Here is a 15,270-nt window from a genome sequence, read left to right on the forward strand (position 1 = left end):
ACGGAGCACGGTCGGGCAACGAAGGTGCACCCGACGGCTCCCCGCCGCCTCGCAGACCGACCCCGCGTCGAGAGGACTCCCCGTGTCGACCTCGCCCGTGTCCGACGAACTGTCCTTCGAGGACGGCCGAGCCCTCCCGCGGCCGGCCGAGGGCGTGTGGCCGGGCCTGCAGGACCCCGGGTCCCACCGGCTGCGGATGACCGTGGCTCGCGGGCTCATGCGGGCGGCGGTGCGGCGGATGCCGATGCGCCTGCTCTGGCCCGACGGCACCGTCGAGGGCGGCGGCGGTCCGGGCTCGCCGACGATGCGGCTGATCCGGCCGGAGGCCTGCTTCACCCGCATCGGGCGGCTGGGCCTGATCGGGTTCGGCGAGGGCTGGATGGTCGGCGACTGGCACTCCGACGACCTCGTCGGCGTCCTGCGCTGCTTCAGCGAGCACATCGAGGAGCTCGTGCCCCGTCCGCTGCGCCGGATGCGGGGCTTCTACGACCGCGGGCAGCCGCAGGAGGAGGTCGCCGACGACGCCCTGGTCTCGCAGCAGAACGTGCACCGGCACTACGACCTGTCGAACGACCTGTTCGGGCTCTTCCTCGACGAGTCGATGATGTACTCCGCCGCGTGGTTCGCCGGGCCGGTCGGGCCTGACGGTCAGCACACCGAATCGCTCACCACGGCCCAGCACCGCAAGATCGACGGCATCCTCGACCTGGCCGGGGTGCGGGACTCCTCACGCGTCCTCGAGATCGGCACCGGGTGGGGCGAGGCGGCCATCCGGGCGGCCCGGCGGGGAGCGCGGGTCACGACGCTCACGCTCTCGGTCGAGCAGGCCGAGCTCGCCCGCACCCGCGCGCTGGCGGCCGGTGTCTCCGACCGCATCACGATCGAGGTGCGCGACTACCGCGACGCCGTCGGCGAGTACGACGCCGCGATCTCCATCGAGATGATCGAGGCCGTCGGGGTGGCGTACTGGCCGGAGTACTTCCGCACCGTCGAGCGGCTCCTCGCCCCCGGCGGGCGCTTCGGTCTGCAGTCCATCACCATGCCCGACCACCGGCTGCAGGCGACGAAGTCCTCGTACACCTGGATCCACAAGTACATCTTCCCGGGCGGGATCATCCCCAGCGTCGAGGCGATCGAGCGGACCCTCGCCCGCCACACGACGCTGCGCGTGGACGACCGCCGGTCGATCGGCCCCGACTACGCCGAGACGCTCAACCGCTGGCGGGCGACCTTCCTGGGCCGCGAGGCCGAGGCCCGGGCCCTCGGGTTCGACGACGTGTTCGTGCGGATGTGGGACTTCTACCTGGCCTACTCCGAGGCCGGTTTCGCGACCGGGTACCTCGACGACTGGCAGTTCGGCATCGCCCGCGGCTGATTCCGGAGGTGCCGGTGTGACCCTCGGCCGAACGGTCAGCCCTGACCGTCAGGCCCGGGGAGCCCGGGATAGCCTCCGCGGCGAGCGCCCCCGACCGGGGCGGCCGAGCACGAGGGAGCGCGATCGCCCATGGACACGACCGACGTCGCCGCCATCGTCACGGGAGGGGCGTCCGGCCTCGGGGGAGCCACGGTCCGCCGGCTCGCCGCCGGCGGGGCCCACGTCGTGGCGATCGACCTGCCGAAGGCGATCGACGACGCGGAGAAGCTGGAGCGGGTCGACTACGTCGGCGCCGACGTGACCGACGGTGACCAGGTCCAGGCCGCGGTCGACGCCGCGGTCGACACCGGTCTGCCGCTGCGCGTGGTCGTCAACTGCGCCGGGATCGGCACCGCCGGCCGCGTGCTGTCCAAGAAGGGCCCGCACGACCTGGGGGTCTTCTCGCAGGTCATCGGGGTCAACCTGATCGGCACCTTCAACGTGATGCGGCTGGCCTCCGCGGCCGTCGCGCAGACCGAGCCGCTCGAGGACGGCGCGCGCGGTGTCGTCGTCAACACCGCGTCGGTGGCGGCCTTCGAGGGCCAGATCGGGCAGATCGCCTACTCCGCGTCGAAGGGCGGCGTGGTCGGGATGACGGTGCCCGCGGCGCGCGACCTGGCCCAGTACGGCATCCGCGTCATGACGATCGCCCCCGGCATCATCGACACCCCGATGCTCGCCGGCGTCGAGGAGTCGTTCCGCACCGAGCTCGCGAAGGGCATCCCGTTCCCGCAGCGCCTGGGCCGGCCGGATGAGTACGCCCAGCTCGTCGCCATGATCGTCGAGCACGACTACCTCAACGGCGAGGTCATCCGGTTCGACGGCGCGCTGCGCATGCAGCCGCGCTAGGACCTCCGCACCGCTAGGCGACGGTGCGGTCGGGCTCGGCCCGCAGGTCGTCGAGGTGGGGCACGGCGAGGACGGCGTCGGAGGTCATCCAGGTGCGCAGCGCGTGGGTGGCCCGGACGTCGTCCTCGTTGTAGACCAGCAGCCGCTCGCGCATCGACGGGTCCGGCTCCTCGCCGTCGAGCCCGACCGCCCGCCGGTACCAGCGCATGGAGTTCTCGCCGCCGGCCTCCGGGTCGCGCCACCCGAACCCCGCGGACGGGGCCACCCGCTTGAGGCCCTTGCCGTGGGGGCACAGGAACGAGTCGCTCACCGCCGGGAACAGGTCGATCCACGCGTCGGAGGCGATGAAGGCCTCCACCTCCTCGGCCGGGGGGATGCCGGGCTCGCCGGCGAAGCGCTCCACCGAACCCCGCAACCAGCGGTTCTCCGCCTGCTCGTTGTAGCAGTACGACCGGAACGACAGACCCCGCTCCGCCGCCCGCGCCCGCACGTCGGACAGCCACGCCCAGAACGCCGCGAACGACCGCGCCTCGTCGCGGGTGGGCACTGGATCCCAGGTCGCGAAGCCGCGGTAGCCGTGCGCGAGCCCCACGTCGGCCCCCGAGAGCAGCACTCCCCACAGGTAGGCCCCGTCCTCGCCGAGGCTCTCCATGTCCACGTCGACCTCGACGTCGCCCCGCGGCACCTCGGGCCGGCCGACGCGGCGCACCAGCGGGACGTCCGAGCGCCAGGCCCGGGCCAGCGCGACCGCCTCCCGCAGATCCGTCCCGAGGCCGGTGTCCTCCGCGGGCGCGTCGGGGGTGTCGACCGGCTCGGGCAGCCCCCGCCGCGGGTCGAGCGCGGCGAGCGCCCGCACCGTCGTGATCCCGCGCCCGCGCAGCCGCAGCGCGTCCTCCCCGCGGACCACGAGGCTCACGTCGTCGACGCGCCGCAGGTCGGCCTCGCAGACCGGCCACCACGGGCACCGGCGGCACTCGGTGATGCGCGAGGGCTCCGCGAGGGCCGGCGCGCCGGTCCGCGCGGCCGTCGCGACCGCGAGACGGTCGGCGAACCGCCGGTCGTAGGTGTCGAGCGGGCTACGGCCCGCCTCGCCGCCGGGCGCGGCGGCGAGGTCGGTCCACACGACGCAGTCCGCGTCCAGACCGACCACCCCGCCCCAGGCCGGCCCGGAGGGCACCCCGAGACCCGCGGCGGCGAGCATCCGGTGCAGGTGGGCGAGCCGCAAGAGGTCCCGGGCCACGGCCCGCACCTTGCGCTCGGGGTCGGGCGTGGCCGCCGACGGGTGCGGCCGGGCCAGCGGCGACGTCCACGCCCCGTTCCCCGGGTCGCTCACCCGGTGGCGCACCACGATCACGGGGTACCAGCCCCCGCCGGCCCCCGCCGCGCGCACGAGCAGCTCGGCGTGGCCGCGCCGGCCACCGCCCGGCGGCAGCTCGGCGGCGCCGAGGGCCGCGACGGACTCGTCGGCCGCGAGCGCGAGGGTCGCCTCGACCCGCTCGCCCCGGGCCCCGTCGGGGACGCGGCGGTAGGACGCCCCGAGGAGCTGGGCGAAGCGGGCGGCGAGCGCCGCCCGGTGCTCCGCCGCGTCGGCCAGCCGCATCTCGACGCCCGGGTCCGGCTCCGGCAGCACCGCGCCGCCCGCGTCCTCCACGTCGGTCGCCCCGGTGCTGCGCCCGGCGTCGGGATCGTGCTCGAGGTGGACGCGCCGGCGGCACCGGGTGGTGACGGCCGCGTCGAGGAGCACGGGCCGGGGCCAGCCGGCAGCGGGGACACCGGGCACACCACGGACGGCGGGCCCGGCCCCGGGGAGCCCGACCTCGCCGACCCCGCCACCCCCGGCTCCGCCACTCCCGGCTGGGCCACCACCTCCGGGAGCGGCCGCATCCGTGCTGCTCATGACCCCGAGCCTGCCACGACCCCCCGACACCCTCGTCGTGGACGGGCGATCGGCGGCTCCGCGGCGACGACACCGGCCCGTGGCGCCGCCCACGGACGAGGACGCGCCGTTAGGGTCCGGGCCGAGCGGGGAACCGTGCCCGCAGCAGACGGACACCGGGCCGGGAGGCCGCCCCCGCGACCAGGGGGTGGGACCCGTCCGGGGCGCCCGGCGAGGGCCGGCCGCCGGACGAGCGGGAGGACCCATGGCGCGGCGGCGCAGCACGAAGTACTCGGTGGAGCTCGGCGGGGCCGACGGTGACGGGCACGGCGTCGTCGTCCTGTCCCGCAAGGCCGCGAAGCAGGCCGCGAAGGCCGAGAAGCAGACCGCCAAGGCGGCGAAGGCCGAACGACTGGCCGCCGAGAAGTCCGTCGAGATCGAGGAGGCGGCGGCCAAGGAGACCAAGGACGCCGAGGACGGCGCCCTGACCGGCGCCACGGTGAAGCGGTGGATCGGCATCGCGCGCGTGGTCGTCCCGGTCGCCGCGCCGATCGTCTACCAGGCGGTGGGGGCGGCCCGGTCGCGCGTGGACGACTACCGGGCACGCCGGCTCGGCGTCGCCCCCGACGAGCTCTCGGCGTTCTCCGGGCGTGGCACCGCGCTCTACGCGCGCTGCCACAACCTCGCGAACTCGGTGCGCGAGCTCGCGAACCGGCGTCCCGACGACGGCGAGGTCCGCACCTTCGCCGCCGACGCCCGGACCCGGCTCTCCGACCTCGAGGCCGCCGTCCGCTCCGCCGAGCAGATGCCCGCCGGGCGTCGCCGGCGGGCGCACCTCGCGGTGGCCGCCGAGCTCGACCGGCTGGAGGCGCGCCTGCTCGCGCTGTGGGGCCTCGACGCGTCCGGCGACCCGGGCAAGGGCCTCCCGGCGGCCGGTCGCTGAGGCTCCCGGGGCCGACGCGGAGGGTCAACGGCACGGTGTGTTCCTGCAACGTCGCGCCCGTGTCCGCCCCGGCGCGGTGCTCCGCGACCCCCCTTCCGGCGGAGTGACCCAAAGTTACGATCTGACTGCGTTCAGTTCACCCGAGCGAGACGAACCGGACACCGCTCCTCTAGATCCGCTGCTCAACGGCCTGTTGCCAACGCTGCGTCACCGATTGCCGGTCACCTGATCGCCCGCGACCCGCCCCGGACGTCCCAACTACCGGGTGACAACCTCATGGACGGGCCCTTAACCTCTCGCAGACCGTTGCCCGCTCGGCAACGCCGGTTGCCCCTCGCGCTCCCCCGCGTCAGGGAGCGGAGAGGGGGAGTCTTGAGCCCACGCGCCTCGCGCGGCCCCACGTCGTCCGCCGTCACGCCCACGACGACCCCCGCCGCCACTGCCCCCGCCGCCACCGCCCCTGCCGCCACCGCCACCGCCTCCGCGGGCGACGCCTCCGGCGGCGGCCAGGTCCACCGGGCGCTCGCGATCCTCGAGCTCCTCGGCGACCCCGAGTCGCTCGGGCTCGGCGGGCCCGCGGGCACCGCCGTGGAGGCCCCGACGTCGTTCGGGGTCGTCGAGATCGCCCGCACCCTCGGCCGGGACAAATCCCAGGTCTCGCGCCTGCTCCGGCTCCTCGCCGACGCCGGCTTCGTGGAGCGCGAGGCGGGGACCCTGCGCTACCGGCTCGGCACCCGCCTGTTCTCGCTCGGCGTCCGGGCCGTGAGCAAGCGGCTGCGCGACGAGGCCGACGCCCTGGTGGAGCGCGAGGCCGCGCTGCTCGGTGAGCGCGTCGAGGTCTGCGTACGCAGCGGCGGCAGCGCGATGACGGTCAGCACGGCCGCCCCGGACAGCGAGCTGCGCGCCGTCGGCTGGGTCGGGCGGACGGTGCCGCTCTCGTGCACCGCGGGCGGTCGCGCCCTGCTCTTCGACCTCGACACCGCCGCGGTCGCCCGCCTGATCGTCCCGGAGGGCCTCACCGCCGCCGGCCCGGCCGCCCCCCGCTCGCTGGACGAGCTGGTGGTGCGGATCGCCGAGGACCGCGGCCGGGGCTGGTCGCTGGCCCGCCACGAGATGGACCGCGGCCTGCTCTCGGTCGGCGCCCCGGTCCGCGACGCCGCCGGCCGCGTCGTCGCCGCCGTCACGGTCGGCGGGCCGGACTCCCGCATCGACCCGGTGCTGGCCGAGGTCAGCACCGGCGTGCTGCGCGCGGCCGCCGACCTCTCCGCCGCGCTCGGCGCCCCGGGCGCCCCGGTCTCGCCCTCCGGAGCGGGTCCACCGCCCCGCACCCCCCGCCCGCGCCGCCCCCCGACCACCCCGCCCGTCCCTCCGACCAGAAAGGAAGGAGTGTCGTGAACGTCTTCCAGTACTTCGCCGAGAACAGCACGCAGATCATCAACCTGACCATCCAGCACGCCCAGTTCGTCTTCTACTGCGTGGCCATCGGCTCCATCATCAGCGTCGCCATCGGCCTGGTCGTCTCCACCGGCGAGCCGAACCCCAACCGGTTCAGCTTCGACTGGTGGGCCACCGGCATCCGCGAGGGCTCGCTCCTCATCACCGCGGCCGTCCTGACGGTGCCCTCGCTGGCCCTGTTCGTGCTCTTCCTCCCGATCACCGGGCTGGGCGTCACCACCGCGATCATCGTGCTGACGATCTACACGCTCTACACGGTGCTCCGGAACACGGTCGCCGGCCTCACGGCGGTGGACCGCTCGATCCTGGAGTCGGCCCGCGGCCTCGGCTACGGCCGCGTCCGCCGGCTGCTGACGATCCAGCTCCCCCTGGCCTGGCCGGTCATCCTCAACGGCATCCGCGTCACCACCCTGATCTCGATCTCGATCGCGGTGGTCGCGTCCATCGTGCAGGGCCCGGGCCTCGGCAAGCTCCTGCTCACCGGCATCACCCGCATCGGCGCCGCGAACGCCTTCCCCCAGGTCCTCATCGGCACGGTGATGTGCCTGGTGGTGGCCGCCGTCTTCGAGATCATCTTCGCCATCGTGCAGCGCCTGACCATCCCGAGGGGGATCCGTGTCTGAGACCGAGAACATGATCGTCCTGGAAGGCGTCGAGAAGATCTATCCCGGCTCCACCTCCCCGGCGGTGGAGCGCCTCGACATGACCATCCCGCGCGGCGAGATCGTCATGCTCATCGGGCCGTCGGGCTGCGGCAAGACGACCACGCTGAAGATGATGAACCGGCTGATCGAGCCGACGTCGGGCCGCATCCTGCTCGACGGCGACGACGTCACCGACGTCAACGGCGACCAGCTGCGCCGCAAGATCGGCTACGTCATCCAGCAGGGCGGGCTCTTCCCGCACTTCTCCATCGCCGACAACATCGGCGTCGTCCCGAAGATGCTCGGCTGGGACAAGAACAAGATCCGCGAACGGGCCGACGAGCTGCTCCACCTCGTGGGCCTCGAGCCCTCGACCTACCGCGACCGCTACCCCCGCCAGCTCTCCGGCGGCCAGCAGCAGCGCGTCGGCGTCGCCCGCGCGCTCGCCGCGGACCCGCCGGTGATGCTCATGGACGAGCCCTTCGGCGCGATCGACCCGATCACCCGCGACCGCCTGCAGGACGAGTTCCTCGAGATCCAGCGCACGGTGGGCAAGACGATCGCCTTCGTCACCCACGACCTGCAGGAGGCCGTGAAGCTGGGCGACCGGATCGCCGTCTTCGCCACGGGCGGTCGGCTCGCCCAGTACGACGACCCCGACACCGTGCTGACCCACCCCGCCGACGACTTCGTGTCGGACTTCGTGGGCGGCGGCGCGGCCGTGCGCCGGCTGTCGCTGCTCGAGCTCTCGCGGCTCGAGCTGCACCCCATCGAGACCGCCGAGTCCGCGGTCGGCAACCGCAACGGCACCCCGGTCGCCGAGGTCGACGCCCAGGGCCGTCCGGTGTCCTGGCGGCACCTGCCCGACCGCGACGCCTCCGGCACCGCGCTGGTGACGGTGCCGCTGTCGGGCACCGTGTACGACGCGGTGGACGTCATGCTCGACGGCTCGGCCTCGCTGGTCGCGGTCGTCGACGACGAGGGCCTCCCGCAGGGCGTCCTGCACTGGAACGACCTCGTCGCGGGCCTCAAGACGCGGGAGCGTGACCGGTGACCGCGGTCGACCTGCAGCCCGGCCTGCCCTCGGGCACCGAGCCGTCGGCATCGGGCTCCGGCGGCGGGTTCCTGGGCACCATCCGGGCCAACTACGACCTGCTCGTCGCGCCGGCGATCATCATCGTCGGCCTGATCCTGACCTACGTCTACATCAGCACCCGGACCCTCGACTCGATCGAGGCCCGCGCCCTCGAGGCCAACAACGTCCTGAGCCAGCTCGGCCAGCACCTGCTGCTCACGCTCTACTCGACGGTGCTGGTGCTCGTCATCGCGGTGCCGCTCGGCATCGTGCTAAGCCGACCCGGGGCGCGTCGGGTCCAGGGCGGGGTGCTCGCCCTCGGCGGGTTCGCCCAGGCCCTGCCGCCCTTCGGCGTGCTGCTGCTGCTCGGCTTCTGGGAGTTCGGCGTCCGCAGCGCCGTCATCGGCCTCACGCTGGCCGCCCTGCTCCCGGTGCTGCGCAACACCGTGGTCGGCCTCCAGCAGGTCGACCAGTCCCTGATCGAGGCCGCCCGCGGCATGGGCATGTCGTCGCGGCAGACCCTCTTCAGGGTCGAGATCCCGCTCGCGGTCCCGGTCATCGTGGCCGGGCTGCGCGTGGCGCTCGTCCTCAACGTCGGGACGGCCACCCTGGCCACCTACATCGGGGCGGGCGGGCTGGGCGAGCTCGTCCAGCAGGCACTGCGGCTCAACCGCATCAACCTGCTGATCGTCAGCGGGGTGATCATCGCCGCGCTCGCGCTGGCGGTGGACTGGCTCGCCGGCGTCGCCGAGCGGGTCATCGTCGCCCGGTCGGGCTGACCGGGCGCCCAGGACGCTCCGGGCGGATCGAGGGAGTCCGCCCGGGTCGTGGCAGTGATTCCGCAAGTCCAGGCACAACCCAGGCCGAGGCCCCGCAAGCGGACCTCACGACGAAGGAGAGACGACCAGTGCAGTGGAAGACCCAGGGCGGCGGGAGCCGCCTGCGCGGGTGGAGGGCCGGGGCGGTCACGCTCGCGGCCACCGCGCTGCTCGCGGCGGGCTGCGGGGGCCTGTCCGGCAGCGGTCAGCCGCAGGCCACCGGCGGCAGCCTCGCCGCGAGCGGCATCAACCTCCAGGGCCAGACGTTCACCGTCGGCGGCAAGGACTTCGACGAGCAGCTCTTCCTGTGCAAGGCGCAGGTCCAGGCGCTGCAGTCGGTCGGCGCCACCGTCAACGACCGCTGCGGCATCCAGGGCTCGGCCGCCGCGCGTGCCGCCCTGACCAGCGGTCAGGTCGACATGTACTGGTCGTACACGGGCACCGGCTGGATCACCGACCTGAAGCAGACCCAGGTGATCAAGGACCCGCAGCAGCAGTACATCGCGACGCGGGACCTGGACAAGAAGCAGAACAACATCGTCTGGACCAACCCGACGCCGTTCAACAACACCTACGCCATCGGCACCACCGAGGCGTTCGCCCAGCAGAACAACATCAAGAACACGTCCGACTGGGCCAACTTCATCAACTCCGGCAACCCGAACGCCACGCTCTGCGTGGAGCCCGAGTTCGCCGGCCGTGACGACGGCCTCCCGAACCTGCTGCGCACCTACGGCGTCACCAAGCCGTACACGTCGCCGCCGGCCGTCACCACGCTCGACACCGGCGTCGTCTACCAGGCGACCGCCAACGGCAACCCCTGCAAGTTCGGCGAGGTGTTCACCACCGACGGCCGCATCCCGGGTCTCCACCTGGTCGCGCTGCCCGACGACAAGAACTTCTTCCCGATCTACAACGCCTCGAACACCATCCGTGGTGACGTCGTGGCGCGTGCACCGGGCGTCGTCCAGGTCTCGAACGAGATCGCGAAGCGCCTGGACTACAACACGATGCTGGGCCTCAACGGCCAGATCTCGTCGCAGGGCCAGGACCCGGCCCAGGTGGCGAAGAACTGGCTCCAGCAGCAGGGCCTGATCGGCCAGTCCTGATCGAGTCCTGATCCGGCCCGGTGCCGCCCCCGGCGGCACCTGGCCAGGTGCCGCCGCGGCAGCACCGTGACCCACGACGGCGGGGAGGTCCTCCGGGGCCTCCCCGCCGTCGTCTCCCGCGCCGGTCCCCACCGCCGTCGTCTCCCGCGCCGGTCCCCACCCGGGCCGGCCCGCCGCTCCGCGATCCCCCCGGAGGAACGGCATGCGCCGTGTCCGCCTGCTCCCCCGGCTCACCGCCGTCGCCGTCGCGCTGCTCTGCGGCGTGGCCCTCGCCGCGGGCTGCTCCGCCGAGGCGCCGAAGCGGCTGACCGCGCCCGGCAGCTTCGCCCGCGACGTCGACCTCACCGGCCAGACCTACGTCGTCGGTTCCAAGGAGTTCGACGAGCAGCTGCTGCTCTGCCGGATGACGATCGCCCTGCTCCAGTCCGCGGGCGCGAACGTCGTGGACCGGTGCGACACCCAGGGCTCGGACACCGTGCGCTCGGCCCTGACCACGGGCGCCATCGACATGTACTGGGAGTACACCGGCACGGCCTGGCGCATCTACCTGCGCCAGGAGGGCCAGCTCACCGACCCCGACGAGCTGTTCACGGCGGTGCGCGACGCCGACGCCGCCAACGGGGTGACCTGGCTACGCCAGACCCCGTTCGACGACACCTACGCGATCGGCGTGCAGGCCGCGAACGCCGACCGCCTCGGGGTGCGGACCATCTCCGACCTCGCCCGGCTCGCCCGCTCCGGGTCGCCGGACGCCACGATGTGCATCGACCAGGAGTTCACCGGCCGCGAGGACGGCCTCGTCGGCCTGCTGCGGACCTACGGCTTCCAGTTCCCCCCCGGCGCGCTCACGACGACGGGTCTCGACGACATCTACCCCGCGGTCGCGGCCGTGCGCCCCTGCACCTTCGGCGAGGTCTTCGCCACCGACGGGCGGCTCAACGCGATGCGCATCAACACGCTGACCGACGACATGGGCTACTTCCTGCCCTACCACGCCGCGCTGACCGTCCGGTCCGACGTGCTCGCCCGCAACCCGCGCCTCGCCCTGCTCTCGGAGCGGCTCGCGCCCATGCTCACCGAGCCGGTGATGCGCGAGCTCAACGCCCGCGTCTCGGTGGGCAAGCGCTCGCCCGACGAGGTCGCGCGGACCTTCCTGCGCGAACAGGGCCTCACCGGGTGAGGTGACCCGGAGCTGCGATGATGCCGCGGTGTCCCGGCCGGCCCGCTCGTCCGTCCCGGCCGCGGCGCCGCTGGTGCTGCTCGCCCTGCTCACCCTGCTCGCAACGGCGTGCGGGAACGCGACGCCGCCCTCGCCCGAGGCCTCGGGCGGCGTGCTCGCGCAGCGCGGGGACCTGCGGGGCGCGAGCTACGTCGTCGGGGGCGGCCCCACCACCCCGCTGCGGCTGCTGTGCCAGATCACGATCGCCGCGGTGCAGGCCGCCCGGGGCGAGGCCGAGGACGAGTGCGGCAAGGTCGGGGCCCTCGACGTGCACGAGTCGACCCAGGAGTCCGACGTCGACACCGGGTGGGCCTCGCTGCGCACCACCCTCCCCGACGGCACCCCCTCACCCGACGACGCGGTCCCGCCGGCGCCGCCCACGCTCGCGGCGCTGCGGGCCCTCGACGCCCGGCACGACGTCGCCTGGCTGGACCCGACCACCTTCGACGGCGCGGACGTCGTCGTCACCCGGCCCGGGACGGCGCCCGACCTGCCGGGGCTCGCGGCCCTCGGCCGCTTTGCGCCGGTCACGCTCTGCGCCGTCCCCGACGCGGTCCCCGGCTCCGCGGTCGCGCCCGGCACGGCCGTCCTGAGCGCGGGCTACGGCTTCGCGCCCGTCGTCGTCGGCGAGGACGCGAACGCGGTGCTCGCCGGGGTCGCCACCGGGCGGTGCACGGCGGGGCTGGTCCCCGGGGACGCCGGGCGGGTGCCGGCGCTCGGGCTCGTGGTGCTCCCCGACGTGCGCGGGGTGCTGACCGGCCCGGCCGGGCCCCGCGGCTACGCGCCGGTGCTGCGGGCCGGCCTGCTCGCCGGCCACCCCGCGATGGCCGACGTGCTCGGCGAGGTCACCCGCCGGCTCGACGGGGCCGCGATGCGGGGCATGGTCCGGGAGGTCGAGGTCGACGGCCGGGACCCCCGCGACGTGGCCCGCCGCTGGTTGGTCGCGGAGGGCCTCGTCGCCCAGGGCTGACCGGTCGGGGGTCAGCCCAGGTCGTCCACGGCCGTCGTCAGGGGGACGGTGCCGTTGATCAGCTCGAGCGTGCGGCCGATCGAGCCCGGGGCGTCGAGGAGCGCGACCAGGGTGGCGGCGACGTCCTCGCGGGTCACCTCCTCGTGACCGACCGGGCCCTCGGCGAGGGTCACGCGGCCCGTCGCGGGCTCGTCGGTCAGCCGGCCCGGGCGCAGGACGGTGACGTCGAGGGCGTCGCGCCCGATCACGCCCTGCTCCGCGTCGTGCTTGGCCCGCAGGTACTCGCCCCAGATCGAGTCGTCGTCGGCCGGCGACGGCGGGTCGGCGGCCCCCATCGACGAGACGAGCAGGTAGCGGCGGACGCCGGCGCGGGCAGCGGCGTCGGCGAGCAGGAGGGCGCCGTCGCGGTCCACGGTCCGCTTGCGCTCGGCGGTGCTGCCCGGCCCGGCGCCCGCGGCGAAGACGACCGCATCGGCGCCCTGCAGGTGCCCGGCGAGGTCGTCCGCGCCGATCGCCTCGAGGTCGACGACGTCGGGCTCGGCGCCCGCGTCGCGGACCTCGTCGGCATGGTCGGGGTTGCGGACGAGCGCCACGGGCCGGTCGCCCCGGTGGGCGAGCTGCCGCTCGAGGTGCAGGGCGATCTTGCCGTGGCCTCCGGCGATGACGACGCGCATGGTCACCGCCTACCCCCACCGGCACGGCGCCACGCCCTTGTCCGATTCGTCGCTTTCGGCGACCGACGGAAACCGAGACCTTGCGCACAACCGAGCTGTGCCCTGTGATGGAGATCGCCACCGAGCAGACCGGGGCCACGATCGTCGACACGGCGGTCCCGCCCACCACCACGGGCGGGACCGCGCCCCGGTCTCCCACCACCACACGTCGCGAGGTCCCCGGGTGACGGCCGTCCGCGTCCATGCATACGACTCGGACCCATCACCGGGCGACCTCGGTCGCCGGACGGCCCGCCGAGGGGCCGCCGTCCACCACCACGACCGCCGCGGAGGCATGCACCCATGTACGAGAAGGATGGCGAGAAGTACTTCGTCGTCGACTCCCACATGCACTACTGGGACGCGTCGCCGGAGAACTGGGTCCCGGGCGCCGAGCAGTACGCCAAGGGCTGGATCGAGTGCTTCCACGCCTACCAGTCGCTCGGCCCGGCCGAGACCCACTGGTCGATCGAGCACTTCCAGAAGTACTCCGAGGAGGACCTCCTGAAGGACCTCTTCACCGACGGGCACGTGGACGTGGCGATCGCCCAGCCCACGTACCTGCGCGAGTGGTACGGCGAGGGCTTCAACACCACCGAGCGCAACGGCCGGCTGCTCGCGAACCACCCGGACAAGTTCCGCCTCAACACCCGCTTCGACCCGCGTGACGGCGACGCCGGCATGCGCGAGTTCGAGGCCGACGTCGAGAAGTGGAAGCCGCTCGGCGCGAAGCTCTACACCGCGGAGTGGAACGGCGACTCGCGGGGCTTCAAGCTGACCGACCCGGAGTGCTACCGCTTCCTCGAGCGCGCCCAGGAGCTGGGCATCCGCAACATCCACATCCACAAGGGCCCGACGATCTGGCCGCTGGACAAGGACGCGTTCGACGTCTCCGACGTGGACCACGCGGCCACCGACTTCCAGGGCCTGAACTTCGTCGTCGAGCACGTCGGGCTGCCCCGCATCGAGGACTTCTGCTTCATGGCGACGCAGGAGCCCAACGTCTACGCGGGCCTCTCGGTGGTCCTCGGGGCGCTCATGCACGCCCGGCCCCGGTTCTTCGCCAAGGTCATGGGTGAGCTGCTGTTCTGGGTCGGCGAGGACAAGATGACGTTCGGCTCGGACTACGCCATCTGGGAGCCCCGCTGGCAGGTCGAGGGCCTCGTCGACTGGGACTACCCCGAGTCGGCCGACTTCGACGACTACCCGCGCCTCGGCGTCGAGGGCAAGAAGAAGATCCTCGGCCTCAACGCGGCCCGGCTCTACGACATCCCGGTGCCCGCCGAGCTGCAGCTGCCCTCCGAGACCTCGGCGCCGGCGTCCTCGGACGACGCCGAGCTCGTCGAGGACGGGGCGGTGGCCCAGGCATGACGGCCCTCACGGATCCGGCGCCGCTGCGCTCCGTGGGTGGCCCCGCCGACACCCGCGTCACCGGTTCCGGCGACGCCGCCGCGGCGGCCGCGACCGGGACGGCGGCGCGGGTGTGGGAGGCGCTGCGGGCGGTGCGCGACCCCGAGCTCGACGCCGACGTCGTCTCGCTCGACTTCGTCGCGTCGGTCGCGGTGGACGACGGGTCGGTGGCGCACGTTCGGCTGCGCCTGCCCACCTACTTCTGCGCGCCCAACTTCGCGTTCCTCATGGTCGCGGACGCCTGGGACGCCGTGGCCGCCGTCGACGGCGTGGCCCGGCCCGACGTGGTGCTCATCGACCACTTCGCCTCCGACGCCATCAACGCCGGCGTCGCCGCGCGGGCCGGGTTCGTGGGCTCGATGGCGGGCACGGAGGTCGGGGAGGCCGTGGCGGAGCTCGACGACCTGCGCCGGACCTTCACCGAGCGGGCCCTCATGGCGGGCACCGACCTCGTCGTGCGCCCACTGATGCGCGAGGGGGCGACGCCGGAGCAGGTCGCGGCGATGACGCTGGGCGAGGCCCCGGCGTCGGCGGACCTGGTGCGGCTGCGGGCCCGGCGTCGGGAGCTGGGGATCCCGGCCGGCGACGACGACCCGCTGGTCGTGGACCCGAGCGGGCGCACCGTCGGCGTCGACGCCCTGCCGCTGCATCTGCGCAAGGCCCGCTCGTACCAGGTCGGGGTGGACGCCAACACGAGCATCTGCCGCGGTCAGCTGGCGGTCCGCTACGGCGGCTGACCCGTCCTCGGGTGTCCCTGGGACGAACGACTCGTTCG

The 15,270-nt window shown here is 74.0% G+C and carries 14 protein-coding genes; 12 read left to right on the plus strand and 2 right to left on the minus strand.

All coding sequences use genetic code 11. The annotated features are described in order from the left end of the window. Positions 1-82 precede the first annotated feature (82 nt). Together HH311_RS10195 and HH311_RS10200 are read left to right on the plus strand one after the other, a co-directional pair. The gene (locus tag HH311_RS10195) at positions 83-1,375 is read left to right on the plus strand and encodes a cyclopropane-fatty-acyl-phospholipid synthase family protein (protein WP_169183531.1); all 1,293 of its coding nucleotides are present in this window, start codon (positions 83-85) and stop codon (positions 1,373-1,375) included. Between the two features lie 129 nt (positions 1,376-1,504). Continuing rightward, complete coding sequence (locus HH311_RS10200) at positions 1,505-2,263, plus strand: SDR family NAD(P)-dependent oxidoreductase (protein WP_169183532.1); 759 nt, start codon at positions 1,505-1,507, stop codon at positions 2,261-2,263. A 13-nt stretch (positions 2,264-2,276) separates the two neighbouring features. Here HH311_RS10200 and HH311_RS10205 read toward each other — a convergent pair whose 3' ends face one another. Further along, positions 2,277-4,160 (minus strand): TM0106 family RecB-like putative nuclease, encoded by a 1,884-nt coding sequence (locus HH311_RS10205; RefSeq protein WP_169183533.1) that lies wholly within the window; start codon positions 4,158-4,160, stop codon positions 2,277-2,279. Between the two features lie 244 nt (positions 4,161-4,404). Here HH311_RS10205 and HH311_RS10210 point away from each other — a divergent pair, with 244 nt between their 5' ends. The 8 genes from HH311_RS10210 to HH311_RS10245 all read left to right on the plus strand — a co-directional run bounded on the left by HH311_RS10210 (position 4,405) and on the right by HH311_RS10245 (position 12,372). Next, a complete protein-coding gene (locus HH311_RS10210; RefSeq protein WP_169183534.1) occupies positions 4,405-5,082 on the plus strand; it encodes a DUF6474 family protein in 678 nt (225 codons plus the stop codon). 372 nt (positions 5,083-5,454) lie between these two features. After that, positions 5,455-6,477 (plus strand): IclR family transcriptional regulator, encoded by a 1,023-nt coding sequence (locus HH311_RS10215; RefSeq protein WP_169183535.1) that lies wholly within the window; start codon positions 5,455-5,457, stop codon positions 6,475-6,477. Next, positions 6,474-7,160, plus strand: coding sequence for an ABC transporter permease (locus HH311_RS10220; RefSeq protein ID WP_169183536.1), 687 nt, complete (start codon positions 6,474-6,476; stop codon positions 7,158-7,160). Before HH311_RS10215 ends, HH311_RS10220 begins: the two co-directional genes overlap by 4 nt. A gap of 10 nt (positions 7,161-7,170) precedes the next feature. Further along, positions 7,171-8,235, plus strand: a complete 1,065-nt coding sequence (locus HH311_RS10225) for an ABC transporter ATP-binding protein (RefSeq protein ID WP_169183657.1) — start codon at positions 7,171-7,173, stop codon at positions 8,233-8,235. Further along, a complete protein-coding gene (locus HH311_RS10230) occupies positions 8,232-9,035 on the plus strand; it encodes an ABC transporter permease (protein ID WP_169183537.1) in 804 nt (267 codons plus the stop codon). The genes HH311_RS10225 and HH311_RS10230 overlap by 4 nt, the downstream gene beginning before the upstream one ends. A 128-nt stretch (positions 9,036-9,163) precedes the next feature. Beyond that, complete coding sequence (locus HH311_RS10235) at positions 9,164-10,183, plus strand: glycine betaine ABC transporter substrate-binding protein (RefSeq protein ID WP_169183538.1); 1,020 nt, start codon at positions 9,164-9,166, stop codon at positions 10,181-10,183. Positions 10,184-10,385: 202 nt separating this feature from the next. Continuing rightward, complete coding sequence (locus HH311_RS10240) at positions 10,386-11,363, plus strand: glycine betaine ABC transporter substrate-binding protein (RefSeq protein WP_169183539.1); 978 nt, start codon at positions 10,386-10,388, stop codon at positions 11,361-11,363. Positions 11,364-11,391: 28 nt separating this feature from the next. Further along, positions 11,392-12,372 carry a glycine betaine ABC transporter substrate-binding protein gene (locus HH311_RS10245; protein WP_169183540.1) on the plus strand — a complete coding sequence of 327 codons (981 nt, stop codon included), beginning with the start codon at positions 11,392-11,394 and terminating at the stop codon, positions 12,370-12,372. An 11-nt stretch (positions 12,373-12,383) separates the two neighbouring features. Here HH311_RS10245 and HH311_RS10250 read toward each other — a convergent pair whose 3' ends face one another. Then, positions 12,384-13,046: an SDR family oxidoreductase gene (locus tag HH311_RS10250; protein WP_169183541.1), complete on the minus strand. Its 663-nt coding sequence runs from the start codon at positions 13,044-13,046 to the stop codon at positions 12,384-12,386. A gap of 342 nt (positions 13,047-13,388) precedes the next feature. Between HH311_RS10250 and HH311_RS10255 the strand changes: the two genes are divergently transcribed. Both HH311_RS10255 and HH311_RS10260 read left to right on the plus strand, forming a co-directional pair. Then, positions 13,389-14,456, plus strand: a complete 1,068-nt coding sequence (locus HH311_RS10255; RefSeq protein ID WP_169183542.1) for an amidohydrolase family protein — start codon at positions 13,389-13,391, stop codon at positions 14,454-14,456. After that, on the plus strand, positions 14,453-15,232 hold the full coding sequence (locus HH311_RS10260; RefSeq protein WP_211190061.1) for an iron-sulfur cluster assembly protein: 780 nt from the start codon (positions 14,453-14,455) through the stop codon (positions 15,230-15,232). The genes HH311_RS10255 and HH311_RS10260 overlap by 4 nt, the downstream gene beginning before the upstream one ends. The last annotated feature ends 38 nt before the right edge of the window (positions 15,233-15,270 follow it).

Source organism: Actinomycetospora sp. TBRC 11914 (assembly GCF_012933465.1).
Lineage (GTDB): Bacteria > Actinomycetota > Actinomycetes > Mycobacteriales > Pseudonocardiaceae > Actinomycetospora.